Source organism: Glutamicibacter sp. JC586, from assembly GCF_009805585.1.
GTDB lineage: Bacteria > Actinomycetota > Actinomycetes > Actinomycetales > Micrococcaceae > Glutamicibacter.
The window spans coordinates 228,655-251,801 of sequence record NZ_VHIN01000022.1 but is presented as its reverse complement, the minus strand read 5'-3'; the positions used below and the strand labels follow the sequence as shown (position 1 = coordinate 251,801).

Annotated in this window: 18 protein-coding genes and 1 tRNA gene; 8 read left to right on the top strand and 11 right to left on the bottom strand. The window is 55.4% G+C overall.

Annotation, left to right across the window (positions count from 1 at the left end):
- Positions 1-120 precede the first annotated feature (120 nt).
- Positions 121-195, bottom strand: a tRNA-Gln gene (locus FJV47_RS14935).
- Positions 196-358: 163 nt separating this feature from the next.
- Here FJV47_RS14935 and FJV47_RS14930 point away from each other — a divergent pair.
- Both FJV47_RS14930 and FJV47_RS14925 read left to right on the top strand, forming a co-directional pair.
- On the top strand, positions 359-2,152 hold the full coding sequence (locus FJV47_RS14930; RefSeq protein ID WP_159614377.1) for an ABC-F family ATP-binding cassette domain-containing protein: 1,794 nt from the start codon (positions 359-361) through the stop codon (positions 2,150-2,152).
- 113 nt (positions 2,153-2,265) lie between these two features.
- On the top strand, positions 2,266-2,559 hold the full coding sequence (locus FJV47_RS14925; RefSeq protein WP_159614375.1) for a putative quinol monooxygenase: 294 nt from the start codon (positions 2,266-2,268) through the stop codon (positions 2,557-2,559).
- Between the two features lie 9 nt (positions 2,560-2,568).
- Here the strand turns inward: FJV47_RS14925 and FJV47_RS14920 are convergent, their stop codons facing one another.
- The 5 genes from FJV47_RS14920 to FJV47_RS14900 all read right to left on the bottom strand — a co-directional run bounded on the left by FJV47_RS14920 (position 2,569) and on the right by FJV47_RS14900 (position 8,483).
- Positions 2,569-3,939: an FAD-binding oxidoreductase gene (locus FJV47_RS14920; RefSeq protein ID WP_159614373.1), complete on the bottom strand. Its 1,371-nt coding sequence runs from the start codon at positions 3,937-3,939 to the stop codon at positions 2,569-2,571.
- A 151-nt stretch (positions 3,940-4,090) separates the two neighbouring features.
- On the bottom strand, positions 4,091-5,023 hold the full coding sequence (locus tag FJV47_RS14915; protein ID WP_159614371.1) for a 4-(cytidine 5'-diphospho)-2-C-methyl-D-erythritol kinase: 933 nt from the start codon (positions 5,021-5,023) through the stop codon (positions 4,091-4,093).
- A gap of 2 nt (positions 5,024-5,025) precedes the next feature.
- Positions 5,026-5,910: a 16S rRNA (adenine(1518)-N(6)/adenine(1519)-N(6))-dimethyltransferase RsmA gene (gene rsmA, locus FJV47_RS14910; RefSeq protein ID WP_159614369.1), complete on the bottom strand. Its 885-nt coding sequence runs from the start codon at positions 5,908-5,910 to the stop codon at positions 5,026-5,028.
- Positions 5,911-6,009: 99 nt separating this feature from the next.
- Positions 6,010-7,266, bottom strand: coding sequence for a resuscitation-promoting factor (locus tag FJV47_RS16745; protein ID WP_159614367.1), 1,257 nt, complete (start codon positions 7,264-7,266; stop codon positions 6,010-6,012).
- 260 nt (positions 7,267-7,526) lie between these two features.
- The gene (locus FJV47_RS14900; RefSeq protein WP_159614365.1) at positions 7,527-8,483 is read right to left on the bottom strand and encodes a TatD family hydrolase; all 957 of its coding nucleotides are present in this window, start codon (positions 8,481-8,483) and stop codon (positions 7,527-7,529) included.
- A gap of 208 nt (positions 8,484-8,691) precedes the next feature.
- Between FJV47_RS14900 and FJV47_RS14895 the strand changes: the two genes are divergently transcribed.
- The 3 genes from FJV47_RS14895 to FJV47_RS14885 all read left to right on the top strand — a co-directional run bounded on the left by FJV47_RS14895 (position 8,692) and on the right by FJV47_RS14885 (position 13,428).
- Positions 8,692-9,654 (top strand): MoxR family ATPase, encoded by a 963-nt coding sequence (locus FJV47_RS14895; RefSeq protein WP_159614363.1) that lies wholly within the window; start codon positions 8,692-8,694, stop codon positions 9,652-9,654.
- Positions 9,655-9,733: 79 nt separating this feature from the next.
- On the top strand, positions 9,734-10,987 hold the full coding sequence (locus FJV47_RS14890) for a DUF58 domain-containing protein (protein WP_159614361.1): 1,254 nt from the start codon (positions 9,734-9,736) through the stop codon (positions 10,985-10,987).
- The gene (locus tag FJV47_RS14885) at positions 10,942-13,428 is read left to right on the top strand and encodes a DUF3488 and transglutaminase-like domain-containing protein (protein ID WP_159614359.1); all 2,487 of its coding nucleotides are present in this window, start codon (positions 10,942-10,944) and stop codon (positions 13,426-13,428) included. Before FJV47_RS14890 ends, FJV47_RS14885 begins: the two co-directional genes overlap by 46 nt.
- A gap of 54 nt (positions 13,429-13,482) precedes the next feature.
- Here FJV47_RS14885 and FJV47_RS14880 read toward each other — a convergent pair whose 3' ends face one another.
- Complete coding sequence (locus FJV47_RS14880; protein WP_159614357.1) at positions 13,483-14,970, bottom strand: NAD-dependent succinate-semialdehyde dehydrogenase; 1,488 nt, start codon at positions 14,968-14,970, stop codon at positions 13,483-13,485.
- Positions 14,971-15,106: 136 nt separating this feature from the next.
- A complete protein-coding gene (gene rsmI / locus FJV47_RS14875) occupies positions 15,107-15,967 on the bottom strand; it encodes a 16S rRNA (cytidine(1402)-2'-O)-methyltransferase (RefSeq protein WP_235026489.1) in 861 nt (286 codons plus the stop codon).
- Between the two features lie 68 nt (positions 15,968-16,035).
- On the opposite strand from rsmI, the gene FJV47_RS14870 reads away from it, so the two are divergent.
- Complete coding sequence (locus FJV47_RS14870; protein WP_159614353.1) at positions 16,036-17,646, top strand: dolichyl-phosphate-mannose--protein mannosyltransferase; 1,611 nt, start codon at positions 16,036-16,038, stop codon at positions 17,644-17,646.
- A 78-nt stretch (positions 17,647-17,724) separates the two neighbouring features.
- On the top strand, positions 17,725-19,566 hold the full coding sequence (locus tag FJV47_RS14865) for a long-chain fatty acid--CoA ligase (protein ID WP_159614351.1): 1,842 nt from the start codon (positions 17,725-17,727) through the stop codon (positions 19,564-19,566).
- A 73-nt stretch (positions 19,567-19,639) separates the two neighbouring features.
- Here FJV47_RS14865 and FJV47_RS14860 read toward each other — a convergent pair whose 3' ends face one another.
- Positions 19,640-21,091, bottom strand: coding sequence for a TIGR01906 family membrane protein (locus FJV47_RS14860; protein WP_159614349.1), 1,452 nt, complete (start codon positions 21,089-21,091; stop codon positions 19,640-19,642).
- Between the two features lie 181 nt (positions 21,092-21,272).
- The gene (locus tag FJV47_RS14855; protein ID WP_159614347.1) at positions 21,273-21,638 is read right to left on the bottom strand and encodes a DUF3499 domain-containing protein; all 366 of its coding nucleotides are present in this window, start codon (positions 21,636-21,638) and stop codon (positions 21,273-21,275) included.
- 99 nt (positions 21,639-21,737) lie between these two features.
- Here FJV47_RS14855 and FJV47_RS14850 point away from each other — a divergent pair, with 99 nt between their 5' ends.
- On the top strand, positions 21,738-22,199 hold the full coding sequence (locus FJV47_RS14850) for a metallopeptidase family protein (protein WP_159614345.1): 462 nt from the start codon (positions 21,738-21,740) through the stop codon (positions 22,197-22,199).
- Here the strand turns inward: FJV47_RS14850 and FJV47_RS14845 are convergent.
- Entirely contained in the window at positions 22,196-23,125 is a 930-nt protein-coding gene (locus FJV47_RS14845; RefSeq protein ID WP_159614343.1) for a heme A synthase, read from the bottom strand. The two genes, FJV47_RS14850 and FJV47_RS14845, sit on opposite strands and share 4 nt — an antisense overlap.
- Positions 23,126-23,147 lie beyond the last annotated feature (22 nt).

Genomic DNA, 23,147 nt, shown 5'->3' with positions numbered 1-23,147 from the left:
TGCAGATTAGATTCAAGGTTTTGGGCAGAGAAGAAAACCCTTAGACAAGTCTAACGTGCGCAGGCAGATTGGCTGAACTGGTTAAAGAATAAAAGCGCCACTTGCGTGACGCTTCTACTGTGGTTCCGCCCCTAGGATTCGAACCTAGAATACACAGCTCCAAAGGCTGGAGTGTTGCCATTACACCAGGGCGGAAAACGGCTCATGTGGTTGGTCCCCACAAGCACGCTAATTATTCTGCCACGATCGCCCCCTATGAGTGAAATCGCAAAACGCCATGGCTAAATACAGATACATGAAGCGGGATCAACTGGCGCTTTCTAAGCCCGATTTGCACCCGGTACGTAAAATGGAAAACGTGGCTCATTTACTCGGGGGCGAAGCCCTACATCTGGAATATCCCACCCATACTGTCTTTGACTCGGTGACCATCGGCATTTCCGATGGAGACCGCATCGGCTTGGTGGGACGCAACGGCGAAGGCAAGTCCTCGCTGCTCGGCATGCTCTCGGGCAAAATCGAGCCCAATTCTGGTCGTGTCACCTCACGCAACGGCCTACGGGTGGGCGTACTTGATCAGTCCGATACCTTGGATCCGGATGCCACCGTACACTTCAGCGTGGTCGGCGACATGGAAGATCACCAGTGGGCCGGCGAAGCACGGATTCGCGACATCATTGCCGGACTCGTTGCCGACCTTGACTGGGAAGCTACGGTAGGTACGCTCTCCGGCGGCCAGCGCCGTCGTGTTGCCCTCGCCGCATTGCTAGTTCAGGACTGGGACGTGATCATCCTCGATGAGCCAACCAACCACTTGGACGTAGAAGGTATCTCATGGCTGGCCCAGCACGTGAACAATCGCTGGTCCAAGAATTCCGGCGGACTGATGGTTGTCACCCACGACCGCTGGTTCCTCGACGCGGTGTGCACCACCACATGGGAAGTACATAATCAGATCGTTGAGCCTTTCGAAGGCGGCTACGCTGCCTACGTGTTGCAGCGCGTAGAACGTGACCGTATTGCCGCGGTCACCGAAAACAAACGCCAGAACATGATGAAAAAGGAACTGGCTTGGTTGCGCCGCGGCGCTCCTGCTCGTACCTCCAAGCCGAAATTCCGCATCGAGGCTGCCAATCAGCTGATCGCTGATGTGCCACCTGCGCGTAATCCCCTGGAACTGCAGAAGATGGCCACCAGCCGTTTGGGCAAGGACGTTATTGACCTGCTGGATACCGAAGTATCCTTCGGCGCCAAACAAGTCCTCAAACCTTTCACCTGGCGCATCGGCCCGGGCGAGCGAAGCGGCTTGTTAGGTGCCAATGGCGCAGGCAAGTCCACGCTGCTGGGCTTGATCGCCGGAACCGTGGAGCCTACCGGCGGCAAGATCAAGCGCGGCCAGACCGTGAAGCTGGCAGTGCTTGACCAGCAGTTCCGCGAGCTGGAGCAGATCGGACAGGACAAAGTTCGAGAAATCCTGGGGCGTTATCGCACCACTTTTAATGTTGATGGCAAAGACCTGACTCCTGCACAGCTACTGGAGCGGCTCGGCTTCTCTTCAGCGCATCTGTCAACCAGGGTAGCTGAACTTTCCGGTGGTCAGCGTCGTCGCCTGCAGCTACTCATGATCCTCATGGATGAGCCCAACGTGATGATTCTCGATGAGCCGACCAACGATGTTGATACCGACATGTTGGCAGCCCTTGAAGACTTGTTGGACTCGTGGCCGGGTACCTTGATTGTGGTCTCCCACGACCGGTACCTTCTGGAGCGCGTCACCGACCAGCAGTACGCGATTCTTGGTGGAAAATTCCGCCATGTTCCAGGCGGCGTGGATGAATACCTCAAGCTACGTGCCGCGGAAGGCTCCACCGGTGGTTCCAACCCGTCGCAGGCACAAGGTGCTTCGGCTCCCGCCAAGTCAACCGGCCCCACAGGCGCCGAACTCCGTGCAGCTCAAAAAGAGTTGAATGCCAACGAGCGCAAGGTATCGCAGCTCAACGATAAGATCGCCAAGGTTCACGCCAAAATGGCAGACCATGACCAGAGCGACTATGAAGGTCTGGGAAAGTTCACCGCCGAAATCGATGAATACCAAACCCAGATTGATGAGCTGGAAGAGCGTTGGCTGGAACTAACGGAAATGCTTGAGTAATTACTTCTAGCCCCGCCGTGTGATTGTTGGCCCGGAACCGTAATGGTTCCGGGCCAACGTCGTATTCTGCCTCCGGTGCCACTGATTCGAAGGGTGCATGGGAGACTCAGATCATGGAAATTGTGAGCCTGACCGGTCGCCTTATATGCTCCAGCCAATCAGAGGCAGATACCGTGAATCAGCTCTTGCCTGTCCACGTGCAACTCACGAGGGCAGAAGCTGGTTGCCTATCATTCCAGGTGACACCCACCGAGGATCCTTGGATATGGAATGTCGCCGAGCAGTTCACCGATCTGCAAGCCTTCGAAGCGCATCAACTGCGGGTTCGCGCTAGCGCGTGGGGCCAAGAAACAGCGGGGATCAAGCGCGAATATCGCGTTGACGGCTTGCCGACTGCTGCCGAGTAGTCCGTTTCCCTAAGGTTTGCCGGTGATCTTATCGGCAATGAGGGCCAGTGGCGACGAGTTTTCGCGGCCTTTGAGTTCGCTTCGGTCGGCCTTGCCGTAGGCCGCATAGAGCCCTTTCGTGGCCAGCCAGCGTAGCGGCTCCGGCTCCCACTTGCGCACCTGATGATTGACCCATGGCAATTGGGTTAGGCCCGTCTCCTGCCCCAAGATCAAGTCTCGCAGAGTCCTACCAGAGAGGTTTGTGGTTGCCACGCCGGTGCCGACATACCCGCCAGCCCAGCCGATACCGGTCTGCGGATCGAGCCCCACGGTTGCTGCCCAATCTCGTGGCACGCCGAGCACACCGGACCAAGCATGAGCAATTTTTGTCTGTTGCGTTTGCGGGAACATCCGGTGCAGGATTTCTTGCAATCCATCGACCGTGCTCTGCGGGGTCTGACCATCCATGTCGGTGCGCGAACCATACTTGTAGGGCACTCCGCGTCCGCCAAAAGCAATCCGGTCATCGGCGGTGCGCTGGGCATACATATACACGTGAGCATAGTCGCCCAGGACTTCGCCGGCGCTCCAATTCAGTTCATCCCAGACTGATTCGGGTAATGGTTCGGTGACGATCATCGAAGAGTTCATAGGTAGCCACAGTCTCTTATGGCCGGCCAGTTGGGCTGTGAATCCTTCGGTGGCACGGACAATGTATGTCGTATTGAGAGTTCCACCATCCAACTCGAGCTGCCGAGGACGGATTGCCATGACTCGCGTATCTTCATAGATTTTCACACCGAGGCGTTCTACTGCCTCAGCGAGTCCGCGCACGAGTTTTGCAGGATGAATCCGCGCGGCATGCGGATGCCACAGGGCCGCACGTGTCCCGGCGACGTTGATCTTTTTTAGCGCCTCAGTGGAATCCAAGAGCTTGGTTCCGCGGTGTTCCCAGGACTTGTTCGCTTCCGCGTGGGCTCGCAATCGCTGTTCCTGTGCCGGAGTGTAGGCGACCTCGAATTCACCGCCACGAAGAATATCGGCATCGATGGATTCGGCCGCACAGACGTTGATGACTTCATCTACGGTGCGATTCATGGCCAGCTGGAAATCGTTGATCTGCTGAACCGAATGCGTTTTGAGGTAGTGATCCGGGCCCGCCGTGATGGTATTGGTCAGCCACCCACCATTGCGCCCTGAGGCTCCGTAGCCAACATGCCGGGCTTCGAGAATCGCGATATCCAAGTCTGGATTGGCTTTGGCCAGGTAGTAGGCGGTCCACAGGCCGGTGAATCCGGCACCGACGATAGCGACATCCACGGTGTTATGCCCGCGAAGTTTCGGCCTTGGATTCGGGACCCCGATTTGTTCCCACCAATGCGATACCTGGCCGTTGAGCATGCGTGGACCACCTGAATTCCCTAAATGAATCGCTTTCAATTAGCACTTGGGAATCAGCCTATGGCCAGTTTCATTGCACGACAAGAGCAATCGAGGAAGTTAACTTTGCAGTTACATTCGACGCAAGTGCGCTCAAAGAGCACACTCAGTATTACTCGCTGTGCGTGATGCGCGCACCAGCTGCGGGTGCGGTGACACCGATGGTGGCAACTCCCACTTCGTCACCTAGCTGAGCCATCACTTCTTCGGCGTGCTCGTCATCGCGCACCAGCAGGGCCAGCGTCGGGCCCGACCCAGAGACCATGGCACGCAAAGCACCTGCGCCTTCAGCAAGGTCGCGCATGGTGCCCAGCTCCGGGGCCAGAGCCAGCGAGGCCTGGGTCAGGTCATTGGCTAGCACCTGGGCCAGTGCCGGTGCGTCCGAGGCCATCAATGCTTCGATAACGGCTGGGTCGATTTCCTGCGGAACCTCGATGTCCATACCTGCGCGCAGACGGTCCAACATTCCGTAGACGCGTGGGGTAGAAAGCCCGTAGCTTGCGGGAATGAGAACCCAGTGGGTTTTTGCACGCGTGAGCAGTGGAGCTAAATTGTCTCCGATACCCAGGCCAATTGCGGCTCCGCCCATCAAGGCGAAAGGAACGTCGGCGCCGAGTCGGGATCCTAGACGCGCCAGCTCTTCGCGGTCCAGGTGGGTTTCCCATAGCTCGTTGCAAGCGACCAATGTGGCGGCGGCATCGGCCGATCCCCCACCCATACCGCCAGCGATGGGAACGCGCTTAGTAATGTGCAGGTTCGCGCCCAAGGTAGTTCCGGTGTGCTCGCGCAACAGCTGAGCTGCTTGGTACACCAAGTTGCCTTCGCCCAGCGGAAAGTTTTCTGGATCATGAACTACCGGCGAATTTGGTTCCAGGCTCAATTGCAATTCGCCGTCGGTACGCAAGGACGCTTCAATTTGTTCAGTCAGGGAAACCGCAACATACAGACTCGCTACCTCGTGATATCCGTCTTCACGAGGCGGCCCAACACGAAAATAACAGTTAATTTTTCCCGGAGCGGTGGTTATGACTCGCTGCTTGGCCAAGGCTAGTCCTCGCTGTCCGCTAGGTGCGCGGAGACTTCTTGAGCCGCCTTAGCGATAGCGATGTATTGCTCAATATCGAGTTTTTCGCCGCGTTCCTTCGGGTCAATGCCGGCAGCTACCAAAATCTTCTCGGCACGTACGCCAGAGCCAGCCCACCCGGATAATGCGGCTCGCAAAGTCTTACGGCGCTGAGCAAAGGCAGCATCGACGATGGCAAAAACTTCCTTGCGGTCTGGTGCATCACTACGGTCCTTATCACGGGTGAAGGACACCAAACCAGAGTGAATCTTTGGTGCTGGCCAGAAAACATTCATCCCGATCACACCAGCCTTACGCATGGTGCCATACCAAGCACCTTTGACTGACGGAATTCCGTAAATCTTATTACCGGGGGTGGCACTCATACGGTCAGCGACTTCATCCTGAACCATAACTAGGCCATTGCGTATGGACGGAAAGTGTTCCAGCAAATGCAGAACAACGGGTACGGCAACGTTGTAGGGAAGATTTGCTACCAACGAGGTCGGTTCCCCTGGAAGCTCGGTGACCTTCATGGCATCACTGAGGATGACCGTGAGGTCCTCTTCACGCCCCGGTCGGAACTCTGCCATCGTTTGTGGCAAGCGCTTGGCCAGTGGTGGATCGATTTCCACGGCGACAACTTTTGCAGCTGCGTCCATGATCCCTAGGGTCAGCGATCCAAGCCCGGGTCCAACTTCCAACACGGTCTCGCCTGGGTCAACGTTGGCAGAGGCGACGATGCGACGGATGGTGTTTCCATCAATCACAAAGTTCTGCCCCAACGTCTTGGTAGGGCGGATTCCCAGCTCTTCAGCCAGACGACGGATTTCGGTGGCCCCAAGTAGCGGCAAAGATTCCTTAGACATCACAAATCCAATTCTAGTTCAGCCAGATGATTCCAAACATAACAACGCGACGCGCCCACCGTGATGGTGGACGCGTCGCGTTGATTAGCTACTTTACTTTTAGCGCAGCCCCAGCTTGGACGAGCATGCTGGCCAGTGGCCCCAGCCACCGGAAGCGCGAAGCTTTTCAGCGGCAGAAATTTGCTCCTGTGGGCTTGCTTGGTGAGGCAACGGTGCGTACTTGGTACCGCCAACTGCTCGCCATGAGGAAGCCGAGAACTGTAGACCACCGTAGTAACCGTTACCGGAGTTGATAGCCCAGTTTCCACCGGATTCACACTTGGCCAGCGCCTGCCAGGTTGCAGAAATGTTGCCGGTGCTTGCCTTCGGCTTCGAGGAGGTTTCTTCTTTCTCTTCACTCTTAGAAGATGAAGATTCCTTCTTGGCTTCTTCCTTTTTAGCTTCGGCCTCTTCCTTAGCCTTAGCTTCTGCTTCTTCCTTGGCGGTGTCCTTGGTACCTACGTTGACTACTTCAACAACAGGTTCCTTGCTGACCTTCGACTTGAGAACTTCTTCCTCGCCCTTCTTGCCGTTGCGAGTTTCCTGACGCAAGGTTAGCTCGCGCTCACCCGTCTCGCCCTTGGTCTCTACTTCGGTTTCGCCCTTTTCCAAGGAGTCGTCTTTAACTTCCTTGGTATCGAAGTCAATGTCTCGAGTTTCGTCCCAGGTTTTGACGGAGACGTCAATAACCTCGACCTCGGTACCAGCTGCGATGGCTACGCTGTCCTTGACGTTTTTTTCTTTCTTACCGTCGACCTTGACGTTAATTTCGTCGTTGTCATCTACTTTGATTTTCTGCTCTGCCAGCAGTTCTTTGATGGTCGACGAAGTGGTAGCTACCGTTTTCTTCTTGTCATTGACAATCAATTTAACGTCTTTTGGAGTGATCACTTCGAGTTCATCGCTCAGAGCAGTCAGCTGCATATCCTCGTCAAGGGAAACCTCGGAACCCTTATCAAGATCCAGCTGAGCAACAACATCAGCCACGGTCATGCCGGTGGTATGTACGACTCGCTCAGTTCCGTCAACGGTTACTTCCACTGACTTATTGCGCTTGATATCGATCTGCTGTTTGTCCGACAGTCCAGTTTCTGGTGCTGCAGAGATTTCGTCGCGTTCAGCCAAGGAGATTTCTTGCTGATCTAGCAGTTCCCCAACAGTTGATGCACGGGTCGCGACTTCTTCAGACTGTCCATCGACCGAGATCACTACGTTTTTCTGTCCGGCAACGTAGAAAACGGCACCGGCAATAACGACTGCCACGGCGAGCGCCTGAGCTAGGTACTTAACCCAAGTTTTCTTAAGCAAGTGAGTCACGGTAGTGAGATCCCCATCGTTTATTGGCTCAGTAGCTAAATGCTTATTCAGCTTTAGGCTTGAGCATGGCAGCACCCGCTGCGTGGTCAACAATCAAATTCTTTGCCATTTTTTCGCTTGGTAAACGAACGAAAAAACGACTGCTTAGACGCAACGCCGCCACTTTACAGGACAGGAATTATCTCAAACATCTCTTCTACCGTAACCGAATCGTTATATTCATGGCAAGCGTCTTGTAACCGGACGCACAGTGAGTACGTTTAGAATTCTCCGTACACTTCGCGGGTATTGGAATCAATCTGTGCGCAGAAATCCGCCAAGTCTTGTTTGAGAGCTTGTGCCATGAACCTGGTGGTGTAAGGGATCATGTAGCTCGCATTGGGTCGTCCGCGGAAGGGATGCGGAGTCAAAAATGGTGCGTCTGTCTCTACCAGTAGCAATTTCGGATCGGCAACCTGCAGGGCTTCTCGAAGCGCATGTGAATTCTTAAAAGTCACTGTTCCAGAGAACGACATGTACCATCCGTTGTCATTACAGATCTGCGCCAGTTCCTGGTCTCCCGAGAAGCAGTGAAACACCACCTTGTCCGGAGTCGGGGAGCTTTTGAGAATTCTTACGACATCTTCATGCGCGTCACGGTCATGAATCTGCACGGCCTTTCCATGATCGACGGCAATGCGTAGATGCTCTCTGAAAGACAGCTCTTGAGCATCGCGCCCGTCTTCTGCCGTGCGGAAGTAATCCAGACCGGTCTCCCCCAATGCACGAACGCGTGGGTCCTGGGCCAGTGCCTCGATCCGCTCGATGGCACTTCTCAGATCATTACTTTCAGCTAGTCGCGCCGCATCATTTGGGTGAATGGCGACGGCAGCCAAAATATTCGAATATTCATTGGCTAGCTGAACAGCGAATTCGGATGACGGCACATCACAACCTACTTGGATCAGGCCTTTAACACCGACTGAGGCTGCGGTCGCCAGGGCCTCAGCGGCTGATACCTTGACCGTGCCGTCCAAGAAATCTAAATGTGTGTGGTTATCAACCACTGCGACAGGCAAAGCTTCTGGCGCTTCTGGGTACTGCAGGTTTCGCTTGCTGCCACCTTTTTCGTTGTCGCTTTTGCGCACGCGGCCTTCATTGGCAGCAAATGCTTCCTCGGCCGTTGGACGATAAGCCTCAGGGATACGGTTGACGTCGGTATCTGGCTTCTTTGACACGTTAGTCCTTCACATTCGGTTACAACGGCTCATCAGTAATTTTATGCTGTCATCCACGTGAGCATGCGCCACTATTATTATTCGTCATGGCTGCTTTTAGTCTCTTTATCTGGATAAAAGATGCCCATATGATAGTCAGCAAGAGTTTGTTGAATACCTCAGGATGCGAAGTTGCTCGCGACTGAAATACTGCGCAGGAGGAACTTGGATGAGTGCTAACCCCACGATGCCGTCATTAGATTCAACATTCCACACCAATTGTGAACGGATCTTTGGAGCCGTGCAAAAGGTGATCACGGGCAAATCAGAAGTCATCACCAACGCATTGACGGTGCTACTGGCTCAGGGACACTTATTACTCGAAGACGTCCCCGGTGTTGGCAAGACCATGCTGGCCAAGTCCTTGGCAAAAAGTGTCAATGGTACAGTTCACCGAATTCAGTTCACCCCGGACCTGCTCCCGAGCGATGTCACCGGCGTATCCGTATATTCACCGCAGACGCATGAGTTCACATTTCATCCCGGCCCGATATTCGCCAATATCGTGATTGCTGATGAGATCAATCGTGCGAATGCCAAGACCCAATCTGCACTACTTGAATGTATGGAAGAAGCGCAGGTAACGGTTGATTCTGTCACCCACCATCTAGAACATCCCTTCATGGTCGTGGCCACTCAGAACCCCATGGATTCGGAAGGTACCTTTGCCTTGCCCGAAGCCCAGCGTGATCGTTTCATGGCGCGCATCACGCTTGGATACCCCGAGCGAGAAGCAGAAATTTCTATGATCGCCGGACACCACCAGCATGAACCGATAGAGTCGCTGGTCGCTGTTCTTCAACTGGTAGATCTGCAGCAGATGATTGAACAGGTCAGTTTGGTTACCGTCACCGAACGGTTGGGCTCTTATGTTGTTGACCTAGGCCGAGCTACTCGTACCCATGCCCAAATACAACTTGGTGCCTCTCCCCGTGCCTTGCTGCAATGGGTTCGTGCGGCTAAGGCTCGCGCGGCGATTAATGGCCGTGATCATGTCCTGCCTGAAGACATTCGTAGCGTGGCCCAGATGGTCTTGAATCATCGATTGATCTTGACTCGGCGGGCCGTTGCCGACGGGGTAGATATTTCGCAGATCATTCAAGAGATTCTCTCCAATACCCCCGTGAGCTAGAGGGCCTGCAATGGAGAAGATACCCCGCTATGACTCAACGGATACTTTGTCTTGGGTGAGGTCTGAAAGTTCTACGCCAGTGGCTCTACGTCAGCTGGCCTTGGACCTTTTCACCGTCCGGGGATGGTGCACCCTAGGCGCCGGTGCTCTCTTGGTGTTTTGCGCTTTCCTTTTCGGTCGTCATGAATTGATGGCGGTGGGGGTCTGTCTTGTGGTGTTGGCTATTCTCAGTTGGGTTCTGACCTCGAAGCTACGTGGCAGCACACAAATTCAGCGTGAACTTGTTTCTGCCGAACCCAGTGTTGGCGATGTAGTCCGGATCCGCTTAGGTGCCACCGATCCCGCATTGATTCAAGAAAAGCTTCCTGAAGAGTTCGGTCGAGGACCTGTGCTGAACGCGCCAGGATCCTGCGACTACGAACTGCTCTTTGGCACCCGTGGAATCCACCAGATCGGTCCGGCACAGCAAATTATCACCGACTCATTGGGCCTGATCCGCGGGATGGTCGACGTTGGAGACTCCCTCAACGTACCGGTACGATCCAGACTTATTGATCTTCAACGTATCGCTAATCTTGGCGAGCAAGTTCTTGTTGGAGAAGCCCGAGCCTCGCAGAGCTCCACCGCTGATTACTATGATGTCGCAATCCGCGATTATCAACAGGGCGACTCCATTCGGCAGGTGCATTGGAAGGCTAGTGCGCGTCAAGGCAAACTCATGGTTCGTCAAGAAAACCATGTCGCCACAGCACGCGCGTTGCTCATCTTGGATACCCAAGCGGAGCACTGGTGTCGCACCGGTGCAGACCTTCATCTAGTAATCCCCCAAGGTACTCAGGAAGATCTCGCTAGCAGTCCCCGATTCGAGACTGCACTGTCGCTGGTGAGCGCCCTCGGTCTTCGTTTCGCCGGCAACGGTTTTGACTTATCGTTTAGAGATCTATCTGGCACACCGCTTGTCTCTGACGGGATTGCTTCGGGTTCTCAAGAGTCGGCGCTGTCGAACTTTGACACCTTCCACGCCGCTACGGCGACGCTCGCTTTGACACCAAACATCCAGTCCTCACAGGGGACAGAACTATTGGGATCAGAGCTCTACAAAGACTTGTTGGACTCGCGCGACGAACCGGTGATCATGGTTTTGGGAGAACTTACAGTTACCCAAGCCCGCTGGCTGGCAGGGCTTGCACGCACCGTTCGACGTGTGGACTTATATTTCATCCTCACCCACCCAGAACGATACGAAGCAGTCCAACAAGAACTCTCGCGAACAGGCTGGAACATTCATTGGCTACCAGCAACATCTGGCGTCAGACAGATGCGGGGCGAGTAATGGGTATCGAAATGCAAGAAGCGCCGACCACCAGCTCTACCCAGGAACCATCGAGCAACAAGAAACCTGGACTGTGGGCCTCAGATCACCTACTCGCCCGTGCTCTGGGCGCGCTGTGTCTAGCAGTATCAGTCCTGGCCGGCACCGCGTCGCTGACGGGCGTAGTAGAAGGCACCTCGTGGATGCCCTCGCTGATCTTCCCAGTTGTAGCTCTTCATGTTGTTTACGGGCTCATCCGCGGGATTCGGTTGATCCGTTGGCTGGCGTTGCCTGTGGCTCTACTGATTGTCCTGGTAGCAATCTTGGGTCATGATGCTATGGACGCCAATGAGTATGGCATCTCCAGAACACAATGGTTTTTCTCCTCGCTTTCTGAAGCGGGATTACAACTGGCAACTCAAGTTCCACCGGTTGCCAGCTCAATATATGTGGACTTGGCGATTCTGGTCTTGGCCCTCGTAGTTAGTATCTTGACCCAAATACTTGCGACGTTCCGACGTACGGCATTATTAGTTATTCTTCCGCTGTCCTTTGCACCGATTGTTGCTTCCCTGTTCAAACAGGAAGGTGCCGGAATTGGCTATATCGCGATACTGATTATTGGCCTACTAGGCTATGTCGCGTTACTGCCTTATACCTTCGCTTCGAGAACTGCAGAACCTGAAGTGCGAGGATTCACCAAGGTCAAGTCACTGAGCGTCTTTGGAATTACGGCCCTAGCATGTATTGGTTCGTTGGTTGCGGCCAGCTACTGGATGCCGGGCTTTCGTGCCGGGATGTTCCCCGAAGGACAGCGTCCGTCAGGAGAATTGCTCGCCAATAACGTTGACCCGCTGATCAATCTGGGACGAGATCTTCGTTCGAACGGCAAAAAGCCATTCTTGACGTACTACACCAGTTCCGAGCAAGCCCCCTATCTACGTACCCAAGTGATCAAGAATCTCTCTGGTCAGCGGTGGGAACCAGACGAGGATCTCTTCTATTCCGAATACGTCGGGGACACTGCAGTAGGTAGTGATTTTTCTGCGTTCGGTAACTCTGAACAGGTACTTCGCATGACCTGGCCTAATGCCAATACCAACCCGCTGCTCCCATTACCGACGCAAAGCTATTATGTGCGAGGGATTCAAGGTGACTGGCGTTGGACACACGAAACCTCCGTGGCCAGGCTCAGCGGGGAGGCGCTAAGCGCAACCAAGGATCTTACCGTCGCTTATCAGGACCTAGAAATCACCTCGGACCTAGTAGACGAGATCGCCAGCTGGGAGATGGGTGAGGAATCACCGGTTTCCAGTGAGTATTCCCAACTTCCGGCAGATGAAGATCAAAGCCTACAGCCTTTGCTACAGGCCACGCTGAAGGAAGCCTACGGAACCGAGAGATCGCCGCAGACCGCATTGAGCAAAGCAACGGCGATTCAACATTTCTTCCGCTCCGGCAAATTCACTTATTCGGAGCGCACTCCTTTGCGCGAAGGCTACGACGGAGCAAACGCTCAGGTGGTTGAAGCATTCTTGAACCGCAGGCAGGGTTACTGTGTTCACTTTGCTTCGGCGATGGCGCTATTGGCACGAGAAGCAGGAATCCCCTCGCGCATCGCAGTTGGCTATGCACCTGGTGTTGCAACCGGTGAATCTATAGGCGCCGTGGAATCCGGAGCTCCCGACATGTTTGGTGCAACGGCCAAACCTTCCGGCGCGCTCAAGGGCTACACCGTCAGTGGACAACAAGCCCACGCATGGCCAGAGCTTTACATCACCGGTATCGGTTGGGTTCCATTTGAGCCGACTCCAGGTCGTGGTTACACGCCGAGCTACGCTCCAGAAGCGACTCAACGTGCCGCACCTGAGCAAAGCACAGCCCCTGAAGTTCCAACGATTCGCAGCACTCCAAGCCGCACCGAATCGGCTTCCCCGTCGGCTCCTGTCGCCACGGCTCAAGCTAATGAGCAGGAATCATCATGGTGGTCATGGTGGTTACTACCTGCGGCGCTGGTACTCATGGCGGTAGCTTTGCTGGTTGGTCCTTGGCAGCGCAATCGTTTCCGACAGGAACGCCTGAGACAAATTCGGTCCGGCGGTCATGGCACGGCCTCAGCCCTCTGGGATGAATTACTCAGTATTGGCGCTGACGCAAGGCTTCCGGCAGGAGCTCACGAGTCCGTTGGGGATTACACGGTGCGATTAGCTTCTGATCACCCTGCGATCGCAGCAGAACTGCAGGAAATTCAACGGGTCGTAGAACAGAGTTTCTATGCACAACGACACCCCACCTCCGCCCAGAGCACGGCACTGTTGGGATCCTTGGACACCATCGAGGATCGTCTACGCAATCAGCTTCCTCTCTGGCAACGACTGACCACGTTTATTGTCCCGCCGTCTTTGAGCTCTGGAATGGGGCGCAAGAAGCACTCCAACCAACAGCGCAGAACGCCAAGTTAAAAAGTTGATGCCCGGCCAATGGCCGGGCATCAATGGCATCTAGAGATGCAGAGGTTACTTCTTTGCAGCGTATGGATCAGCGATGCCGATGTACTGCACGGTGGTGTATTCAGCCAAACCTTCCGCGCCACCTTCGCGGCCCAGACCCGACTGCTTCACGCCGCCAAATGGTGCGGCAGCGTTGGAGATAACGCCAGCATTGAAGCCAACCAGACCGAATTCGATCTGTTCCGAAACACGGAACATGCGGTTGAAGTCCTGGGAGTAGATGTAGGAAGCCAGACCGTACTCGGTGGCGTTAGCCAGCTTGATGGCTTCTTCTTCCGAGGCGAACGTGGTTACCGGAGCAACTGGGCCGAAGATTTCCTGGGTCAGGATCTTGGCGTCGTTAGCAACGTTAGCCAGCACGGTTGGCTGGTAGAAGTAGCCTGGGCCTTCTACTGGTGCGCCACCGGTGACGGCGGTTGCGCCGGCACTCACTGCAGCTTCAACCAGGGCGTGAACTTCGTCGCGGGCCTTCTCTTCGACCAGTGGACCTACGGTGGTGCTCTCTTCGGTACCACGTCCTGGCTTCAGAGCCTTCATCGCTGCAGCGAACTTGGCGGTGAATTCCTCTGCAACATCGGCGTGAACCAGGAAGCGGTTGGCCGCGGTGCAAGCTTCACCCATGTTGCGCATCTTGGCTGCCATGGCGCCTTCAACAGCAGCATCCAAGTCAGCATCCTCGAAGACGATGAATGGTGCGTTGCCACCAAGTTCCATCGAGGAACGCAGTACCTTATCTGCCGCATCCTTCATCAGCTGCTTGCCCACTGGGGTGGAGCCGGTGAAGGAGACCTTGCGCAGGCGGTCGTCCTGCATCAATGGACCGGAGATCTTCGAGGCCGAAGCGCCGGAGACAACGTTGAGCACGCCCGCTGGAAGACCAGCTTCCATCATGGTAGCTGCGAAGAGCTGGGAGGTCAGTGGGGTCAGCTTGGCTGGCTTGAGCACCATGGTGCAACCTGCAGCTACTGCTGGGCCTACCTTGCGGGTAGCCATGGCCAGTGGGAAGTTCCAAGGGGTGATCAGCAAGCATGGGCCAACTGGCTTGTGATGAACCAGGACCTTGTTCTTGCCTTCTGGGGTCGTGACGTAGCGACCGTAGTGGCGCACGGTCTCTTCAGAGAACCAACGCAGGAATTCTGCACCGTAGGTCACTTCGCCGTATGCCTCGGCCAGTGGCTTGCCCATTTCAAGGCTCATCAGCAGGGCGAAGTCATCTTTGCGTTCGGTGACCAGATCAAAAGCGCGACGCAGGATTTCAGCGCGTTCGCGTGGTGCGGTCAAAGCCCATTCGGCCTGTACCGCATCGGCTGCATCCAGTGCTGCCATAGCATCTTCGCTGGTGGCGCTGGCAAGGGTTAGCAGCTTTTCTCCGGTGGCCGGATCGAGCACATCAAAGGTGCCACCATCCGAGGCATCGCGCCATTCACCATTGATCAAAAGACCGGTTGGAACCTTGGCAAGCAGTTCTGCTTCACGCTGGGCAGTGATCGACATACGCGCATCTCCTGAAACTCTAAATGAAACTAATCGTCGTTGATGCCTACGCTATTCTTGGCACAAGCTCGATGTAAATCGCCCTATGCACTATAAAAGCGCAGATTCATTGTGCAATCAGCCTATGCGAATTTTGCTAATTCTTCGCTTCGTGACGTTGCGCCAAGACAGCTTCGTAGAGGTCGCGTTTTTTGGCACCAAACTTTTCGGCCACCTCGGCCACGGCTTGCTTCATTCGCGTGCCTTGTTCAACGAGCTGCGCGACCTTGGGTAGCAGTTCATCGATAGTGGCAGGCTCGGCTTCTGAGGCACCGTGGATGACTACCACGATCTCTCCACGTACCCCAGGTTCCGCCCAACTCTTCAGGGCGCCAAGCGAGTCGCGACGAACCTCTTCAAACTTTTTAGTCAGCTCACGAGCAACCGCGGCCTGACGCTCCGCACCGAAGGCTTCAATAGCCGCATCGAGGAAATCGTTCAGACGATGTGGGGCCTCGAAGAAGACCATGGTGCGTTCCTCGGTGAGCAAGGAATCTAAGCGCTTGCGCCGCTCCCCTGCCTTACGTGGCAGGAAACCTTCAAAGGTAAAGCGTCCGGTGGGCAGCCCCGAAAGAGCTAGTGCAGTCAACACCGCTGATGGACCAGGAACCGCAGTCACCGTGATTCCGGCGTCCAATGCCGCGGCCACCAAAGGGTATCCCGGGTCAGAGACTGCAGGCATGCCAGCATCAGAAACCACCAAGATGGTGGCGCCTTGCGCAGCAAGTTCAATGACTTCCGAAAGCTTATGCGCCTCATTGTGTTCATGCAGGCTCATCACCTTCGCGGTGATCTTAATGCCCAGGGCGTGAGCCAGGTGGTGGAAATTTCGGGTGTCCTCCGCGGCGATGATATCCGCAGTGGACATCATCTCCCGCAAGCGCGGGGATGCGTCGGATAGATTGCCTATCGGGGTGGCGCCCAGGACGATTACGCCCTCATTCTCTGAGATCTGCACATTCTTAAGCCTACGCGAAGTAGGAAAAGCCCACATTCTGTACTTTCCGCCGGTAGCATGAATTGGTGATGGGGACCTCGACTTTACACTCCGCGAACGCCGGCCACGTTCGCTCAGCGCACCAGGCCTACACATTGCAGAGCCTAAAAGCTCGGCTCTTGCCCACCGCGATGGCCGCCGGCCCACTGATGTGGATCATTCCATTAGCGGTGACAGTGCTTGCTGGCCTGCTACGTTTCGTGAATCTTGCCCATCCCCACATGCTCATCTTTGACGAAACGTACTACGTCAAAGATGCGTTTGCGCTTCTTCAAAGTGGCTATGAGCGCGAGTGGACTGATGACAGCGATGATCAATTCATTGCAGGCAATCCGCAGTTAAGCACAGATCCCTCTTTTGTTGTTCACCCCCCATTGGGCAAATGGCTGATCGGTCTGGGCATGCTGCTCTTTGGCGATTTCAACGGGTTCGGCTGGAGATTCTCCACGGCCCTGTTTGGAACACTAGCGGTTCTACTGGTGACCTTATGCGCACGGTTGCTCTTCGGTTCTCATACGCTCGCAGGTATCGCCGGTTTGCTTATGGCCATCGATGGTCATTCCATCGTCATGTCTCGAACCGCGTTGCTAGACATCTTTTTGATGTTCTTTGTGCTGGCTGCCTTCTACGCACTGCTCAAAGACCGGGTCCACGGGCGCACACAATTGGCCCGCAAATTATCTGTTCCAGAAGGAAACCGGCCCGACGAGTTCCTATTAAGGTACGGACCAGTACTGTGGTGGCGCCCGTGGCGCCTGCTAGCCGCGATCATGCTTGGCTGTGCCGTGGGCATCAAGTGGTCGGCTTTGTCCTTCGTCGCGGTGTTCTGCATCATGGCAGTGCTCTGGGATTTCGCCGCACGTCGTACCGCAGGAATCCATCAGTGGCAGCGAGCAGCCTTAGTCAAAGACGGAATCTACTCATTCTTCACGATGATTCCACTGGCCTTTATCACCTATCTCTCCACCTGGGCTGGATGGCTAATGACTTCCGGTGGCCGCTACCGCCACTGGGCCGAAGAGAATCCTGGCCAGGGTGTGAGTTGGTTGCCTGCTCCCCTACGCTCGCTGTGGCACTATCACCAAGCTGGCTATGAGTTCCATACCGGCCTGAACTCAGAACACGGCTGGCAATCCTCCCCTTGGACTTGGCCGTTCGCCGGCCGCCCAGTGCTCATTTATTTCGAAGGCTACGACAAGGGCGCCAACGGTTGCGATCTAAGCCGCTGCACCGAGGTCATTACCGACCTACCCAACCCCCTCTTGTGGTGGGCCTGCTCCATTAGTATGTTCCTGCTGATCTTGTGGTGGATTGGTGCACGTGATTGGCGGGCCGGAGCTATCCTTTCTTCGGCGGTCGCCGGCTTCTTGCCCTGGCTCATGTATCCAGAACGCACCATGTTCTTTTTCTACACGCTGCCGCTGGTGCCATTCATGGTTCTTTCCTTGACGTATATGATTGGCAAGTTCATTCCGCGGGACCCGTACTTGACGCTTAGGTACCGCACGCGCATTGTCATAGTCACTCTGGTCATGGTTTTGTTCCTAGTCACTTCGGCATTCTTCTGGTCAATTTGGACCGGGGAAATGATTGCGGATGAACTGTGGCGCCTACATGTGTGGATCCCTAGCTGGGGATAAACACCGGAATGTATAGGTCTTTGAAGCCATGAAATAGGCCACTTTGATGATTGTCGATTCCCGAAGGATTGAGCTTCCATGCAAGAAGTAACCGTCGAGCTACTCACCGAGCTACCGCCCGAGTTTAATACGACGAACCTACTACTTGACCGCGTCGCCCGCGACCCCGAAAAGCCACTATTTAGCGTGCAGCGCCAGGGTCAATGGCACGATGTCAGCTCCACCGACTTCCTCAAAGATGTGAAGCGTCTAGCCTCCACCCTCATCAATGACGGATTACAACCAGGCCAAAAGGTCGCGATCATTTCGCGCACGCGCTATGAGTGGGCTCTGGCTGAAGAGGCAATTTGGTTTGCCGGCGGAGTCTCGGTGCCCATCTATGAGTCCTCCAGCCCCTTCCAGATCGAATGGATCCTGCGTGACTCCGGAGCCCGCGTTGTATTTGCCGAAGATCATGAGCTGCGCTCCAATGTCCGTCGCGCCGCGGCCCAGCTGGGCGAAGAAGTACGCACCCACCTTTTTGAAGGTTCCGATCAGGCCGATAAATCATTGATCCCTTCGGCCGGTGTGCACGAATTACTTGTCCCGATTCAGCGTGTCAACGAAGAATTAATTGAATCGCGCCGCGCGTCGATGAAGCTGAGCGATGTGGCCACGATGGTCTACACCTCGGGCACTACCGGGCGACCAAAGGGCTGCAACATGTCCCATTCCAACTTCGCGATGGTGGCTCACAACCTTGCCGGCAGCATGCAGGACGTTTTAGGCACCGAACGTCGAACACTCATGTTCTTGCCGTTGGCCCATGTATTGGCGCGCGCGGTGCAGCAGACCTGCATCCATGGTGGATCGATCATTGCGCACTCTAGTTCTATGGCTACCTTGACCCAAGATATGGCAGCGGTGAAACCCGGTTTCTTGCTGGCCGTACCGCGCGTTTTTGAGAAGATCCGCACCACCGCCTTAGCTACCGCAGAAAGTAGCGGCAAAGGCGAGCTGTTCTTGAAAGCAGAAGCTGTGGCTATCGAGGTCTCCAAGATCCGTGATGCCCGTGAGCGTGGTGAAAAACGACGTTTCCCACTCTCGCTTCGCGCTCGCCATGCACTCTTCAACAAAGTCCTATATCCGAAACTACGCAATGTTTTTGGTGGGGACTGCGGTTACGCAATCTCCGGGGCCAGCGCCCTGAACCAAGACCTTGCACACTTCTTCCGCGGGGCTGGGATCAAGCTGGTGGAAGGCTACGGGCTGACCGAGACCACTGCCCCTGCAACGGTGAATCAGGCCTTCCGCACCCGCGTGGGTACGGTCGGACGCCCAATCCCTGGCACCAGCGTGAAAATCGCGCAGGACGGGGAAATTCTCATCAAGGGCATTGGCGTATTTTCTGATTATCACAACAATCCCAAGGCCACCGGGCAAGCCTTTGACGCTGATGGTTACTTCAAAACCGGAGACACCGGGGTGCTGGATGATCAGGGATTCCTCAAAGTCACTGGACGCAAAAAGGAGCTGATTGTCACCGCTGGCGGCAAAAACGTCTCCCCCGGACCGTTGGAAGAAATGGTGCGTGCTGGACGCATCGTCGCCCATTGTGTATTGGTCGGTGACCAGCGACCGTTCATTGCCGCCTTGGTGACCCTAGACCGTGAAGAACTGGTCTTGTGGGGTAAGTCCAACGGCCTTGGCGAGCTGACTCTTTCTGAAGCTGCCTCGCATCCTCAGGTTATTGCCGAGGTGCAGAAATACGTTGATACCGCTAATCTCACCGTCTCCAAAGCGGAATCGATCCGTAAGTTTGTAGTTCTTGACGAAGAATTCACCGAGGAATCAGGGCACCTGACCAACTCGCTCAAGCTCAAACGCCAAAGCGTGATCGAGCAGTTTGATGAGCAGATCCAGGCTCTCTACACAAAATAGAATCTGGGCTTAAGCAATTTTTGGTGCCGCACAATAGTGCGGCACCAAAATTGCTTATGGGGTATTTCTGCGCTTAGCCACCTAGGCCGAATGCTCGGGCCTCTTGACGAAGTCGCGCTGCTTCACGTCGGCGCCCGGTGGGCCAGCAGCTGATGAGAACTATGACAACCGTGGCAATAACTAGTACTGCGATGCCGATGGCACTATCGACCCAGAACTGCTCAGGGTACAAGCGGATCAGGGTGTCCTTGACGCTGAATGTCCAGGAACCTTCAGAGAAGAACAACGCGTGGAACTGGGTGAAGAAGTTCTCCCAGCCCATCAAGGCAGCAACCATCAACATAGCGATCATCACCAGGGTGAGAATGGCGCCAGAGAACAGCGCACGGCGTACTCCACCGGCATAACGCTTGGCCAAGTACCAGATGCCAACAATCAAGATGACGGCCAGGATGAGACCCAACACATAGGCGAAGCCAATTAGATGTTTGACGTCCACCATGTGTTGAACTTCGCCCTGCGTAAACATGGCTGAACCGGTTGATAGCTTGAGCCCAGATAGGTACTCCGGGCCGGCAAAGTTATTTAGATAGTCCAGGCCGTAGCTGCCATAGGTCAGACGTTCTGGGTCGCTAAAGCCAAAGAGATCGCTAGGGAAACCTGGTCGGCCATAGGACAGAGCCAAGAAAGCCGGTGTGGCGATCAGGCGAATGGCAGCAATCAACGTGAGGACTGGGAAGATCAGTGCAACAATTGCCTGGGCGGTACGCCCCATAGGTGGTTTGGAGTTCAGAGCACGCTCGCGAGCTACACGTCGTTTCTGTGCTGCTTCAGATCGCTCCGGTTCCGGTTCATAACTTCCAAAAACGCGATTGCGGGCCTGCGCCACGGCTGCCTTGGTGGTTGGCAGTGAACCAGTTTTTGGTGCAACTGCGACCGGTGGCACCTGTTGAGCGGTGGTCTTAGCCTCTGGTTCTTCCTGCGGCTTAGCCTTTGGCTGCACCGTGGTAGCAGGAGCTGGCGAATCTTTCTTCGTCTTTTGTTCTGCTTCAAGTTCGTGAGGAAGTTTGATGGCGCGAATAACGTCTTCCACTGGCTCTTGTGCTTGAGTTTTTGCCGCTGGTTTCGAGGCAGCTGGCTTCTGTTCTGCAGACTTCTGCTCAGCTGGCTTCTGTTCTGCAGGCTTTTGCTGTTCTGCCTTGGCAGCCACCGGCTGAGTCGCGTTTGGTTTCTGCTCCGCTTGCTTCTTATCTGCAGGCTTCTTATCTGCAGGCTTTGCGGCAGCTGGCTGTGTGGCTGATGCTGGTTTGCTTTCAGCTTCAGGCTTGCCAGACATTGCGCGGCGTACAGCTTCTTTGCGGGCAGCCGCATCAGCCTGAGCTTGGTTCTTATGAGCTTCCAGACGCGCGGCAAGCTCTTCTGCTTTTTGGCTCAGTGGTGCCTTGGGCGCTGGCTCCGGGGTAGCCGGTGCGGGCTGGCCCGCTGTTCCTTGCCCCTCGGATGGGTTTTTCGCCGCCTCAGCCATGAGCAGACCTCCTGCAATTCGCGCGATGGTGTGGTGTTATGAATTTTTGGTAGGCCAGACAGGGCCCACGCGCTTTTAGCTTATCCACCGCCGGGGCTCAACTGCCGGATTACCACACCTTATTCACGTACCAGCTACTAGGTAAGCAGGACGTCAGCCTCGAAATGAGTTGGGAGCGAGACTACTGTTCTTCCTTGGGCAACATCGACAATCGCACCCGTGCGTCAAAACGTTGGCTACCAATCTCGCGTGAACGCACCGACTCCGATGACGTATTGGCCGAGGCACGTGGCTCGCGCACCGCGTCTACCAAGGCATTAAGCTCGTCCTCGGGTTCTAACGCTTCGGGAATGGCTCCACGAATCAGCGACCATCCACTGGGAACAGTCAGGCGTTGGGCATGTCGAGCACAGAGGTCATAGCAGTGTGGCTCAGGGTAGGTGGCCAGCGGACCGAGTACCGCCGTTGAATCGGCATACACATAGGTGAGGGTGGCACGAGCCGTTTCACGGCACGCTGGGCGAGAACAAAGACGAAGACCTTCCACGCTGTTCATTCTACGCGTGGGATCCTCAGATCCGCGGGATCTAGCCGGGTTTTGCCCACGAGCCGAACCCGAAGCTAGCTAGAGCGATAGGCTGGGTGGATGAACTCCAAGTTGCCCGGTATGCCCAGCGGCCCACGGCGCAGTCGTCATGGTCGCTCACGTCGTGGGCCGTTGGTGCCCATGCACCTACCGGCCTTCCGATCACGTCCGGAACGTTTTGATGATGCGGTGATGGCCAGCGCTCAGCGGTTATCCGAACGCTGGCCACGCGAAATTGAACTGATCGATTTCCTGATCGAACCGGTGCCGGACGATAAACTGATCAATCAGGCTCACGCGGTTTCCGATCGTATTCCGTTGGCTTCTTCAAGCCCAGCAACGCGCAACCAGCGTGCTGAAATCATTATCTACCGGTTGCCCATCGAGCAAATTGCCGATAGCACCGTAGAGTTGGTTGATCTAGTCCACCAGTGCGTAGTGCATGAAGTAGCGCAGCTGTGGATGAAACCGATCAACGATATTGACCCGTCCTACTTCCCCGAAGATCCCGAAGACTTTTAGCGCTGATTCTCTACGTGTAGCTGCGCTGGAGCGTGGGTAGCGAGCATCAAACGTACCGCACCGATCCACACCAGAGCTGAACCCACCAGGTGGCAGACCACTAATAGCTCAGGCAAATGCGTCACTGCCTGCACAATACCGATCAGACCCTGAGCTGCGAATACTAGAACGTACAGTTTGGCTTTGCGAGCAACCGAATCAGCATTTTGTGCGGTAGCTTTGCGCCAAATAATCACGGTGATCACTAACGCGAGAAGAGCAGCGGCACCATGAATGATGGTGATACTCAGCCAGTCGAAGCCCATACGCGGAACATCTGCCGAATCTCCAGCATGTGGTCCCGAACCGGTGACGGCTGTTCCGAGAACCACCAGCACTGCATTGACTACCAGTGCTGCGGTGCCCCAAACCTTGAGCTGCTCGGTGCTCCGTGGCGCTTGCCTCAGTTCAAGGTTCTGCACTTTATCCCAGGTAATTGCCGCTGCGGTCAGCAGCAGTGTCGCCGCAAGGAAGTGCCCTGCGACCATGAAGGGATTCAGTTTTACCCACACAGTCACCCCGCCGAGCACCGCGTTGAGCACGACCAACCAGAACTGTAGCCAAGCCCAACGGGTAATGGCTGGAACTGGTTCGCGCTGAAGTCGGGCCGCAATGATGACCCAACCCACCGCAACGCACAGCACCGTGGTGAGCATGCGGTTGGCGAACTCGATGGTTGCATGAATGCCCATCTGGGCGGTGGGGGCCAAGGACCCGTCGGTACAAGCTGGCCAATCGGGGCAGCCCAGACCGGATCCAGTGACGCGCACTACTCCGCCACCTACGATGATCAAAATGGCTGCGGCCAACGCCGTGAAGCTGGCCGCGCGCAAGGCACGGCGCTCCAAGGTAACTCGGCTAGCAAGCCAGCCGAAGGGGGTAATCATAGAATTGTTCCTTGGTGACGGT

Excerpts from the sequence above, each read along its gene's own strand:
- FJV47_RS14860 (WP_159614349.1), bottom strand. The coding sequence starts at position 21,091 with ATGGCTGAGGCGGCGAAAAACCCATCCGAGGGGCAAGGAACAGCGGGC.
- FJV47_RS14895 (WP_159614363.1), top strand. The coding sequence starts at position 8,692 with ATGAGTGCTAACCCCACGATGCCGTCATTAGATTCAACATTCCACACC.
- FJV47_RS14920 (WP_159614373.1), bottom strand. The coding sequence starts at position 3,939 with ATGCTCAACGGCCAGGTATCGCATTGGTGGGAACAAATCGGGGTCCCG.
- FJV47_RS14865 (WP_159614351.1), top strand. The coding sequence starts at position 17,725 with ATGCAAGAAGTAACCGTCGAGCTACTCACCGAGCTACCGCCCGAGTTT.
- FJV47_RS14850 (WP_159614345.1), top strand. The coding sequence starts at position 21,738 with ATGAACTCCAAGTTGCCCGGTATGCCCAGCGGCCCACGGCGCAGTCGT.
- FJV47_RS14880 (WP_159614357.1), bottom strand. The coding sequence starts at position 14,970 with ATGTCGATCACTGCCCAGCGTGAAGCAGAACTGCTTGCCAAGGTTCCA.
- FJV47_RS14925 (WP_159614375.1), top strand. The coding sequence starts at position 2,266 with ATGGAAATTGTGAGCCTGACCGGTCGCCTTATATGCTCCAGCCAATCA.
- rsmA (WP_159614369.1), bottom strand. The coding sequence starts at position 5,910 with ATGTCTAAGGAATCTTTGCCGCTACTTGGGGCCACCGAAATCCGTCGT.
- FJV47_RS14845 (WP_159614343.1), bottom strand. The coding sequence starts at position 23,125 with ATGATTACCCCCTTCGGCTGGCTTGCTAGCCGAGTTACCTTGGAGCGC.
- FJV47_RS14870 (WP_159614353.1), top strand. The coding sequence starts at position 16,036 with ATGGGGACCTCGACTTTACACTCCGCGAACGCCGGCCACGTTCGCTCA.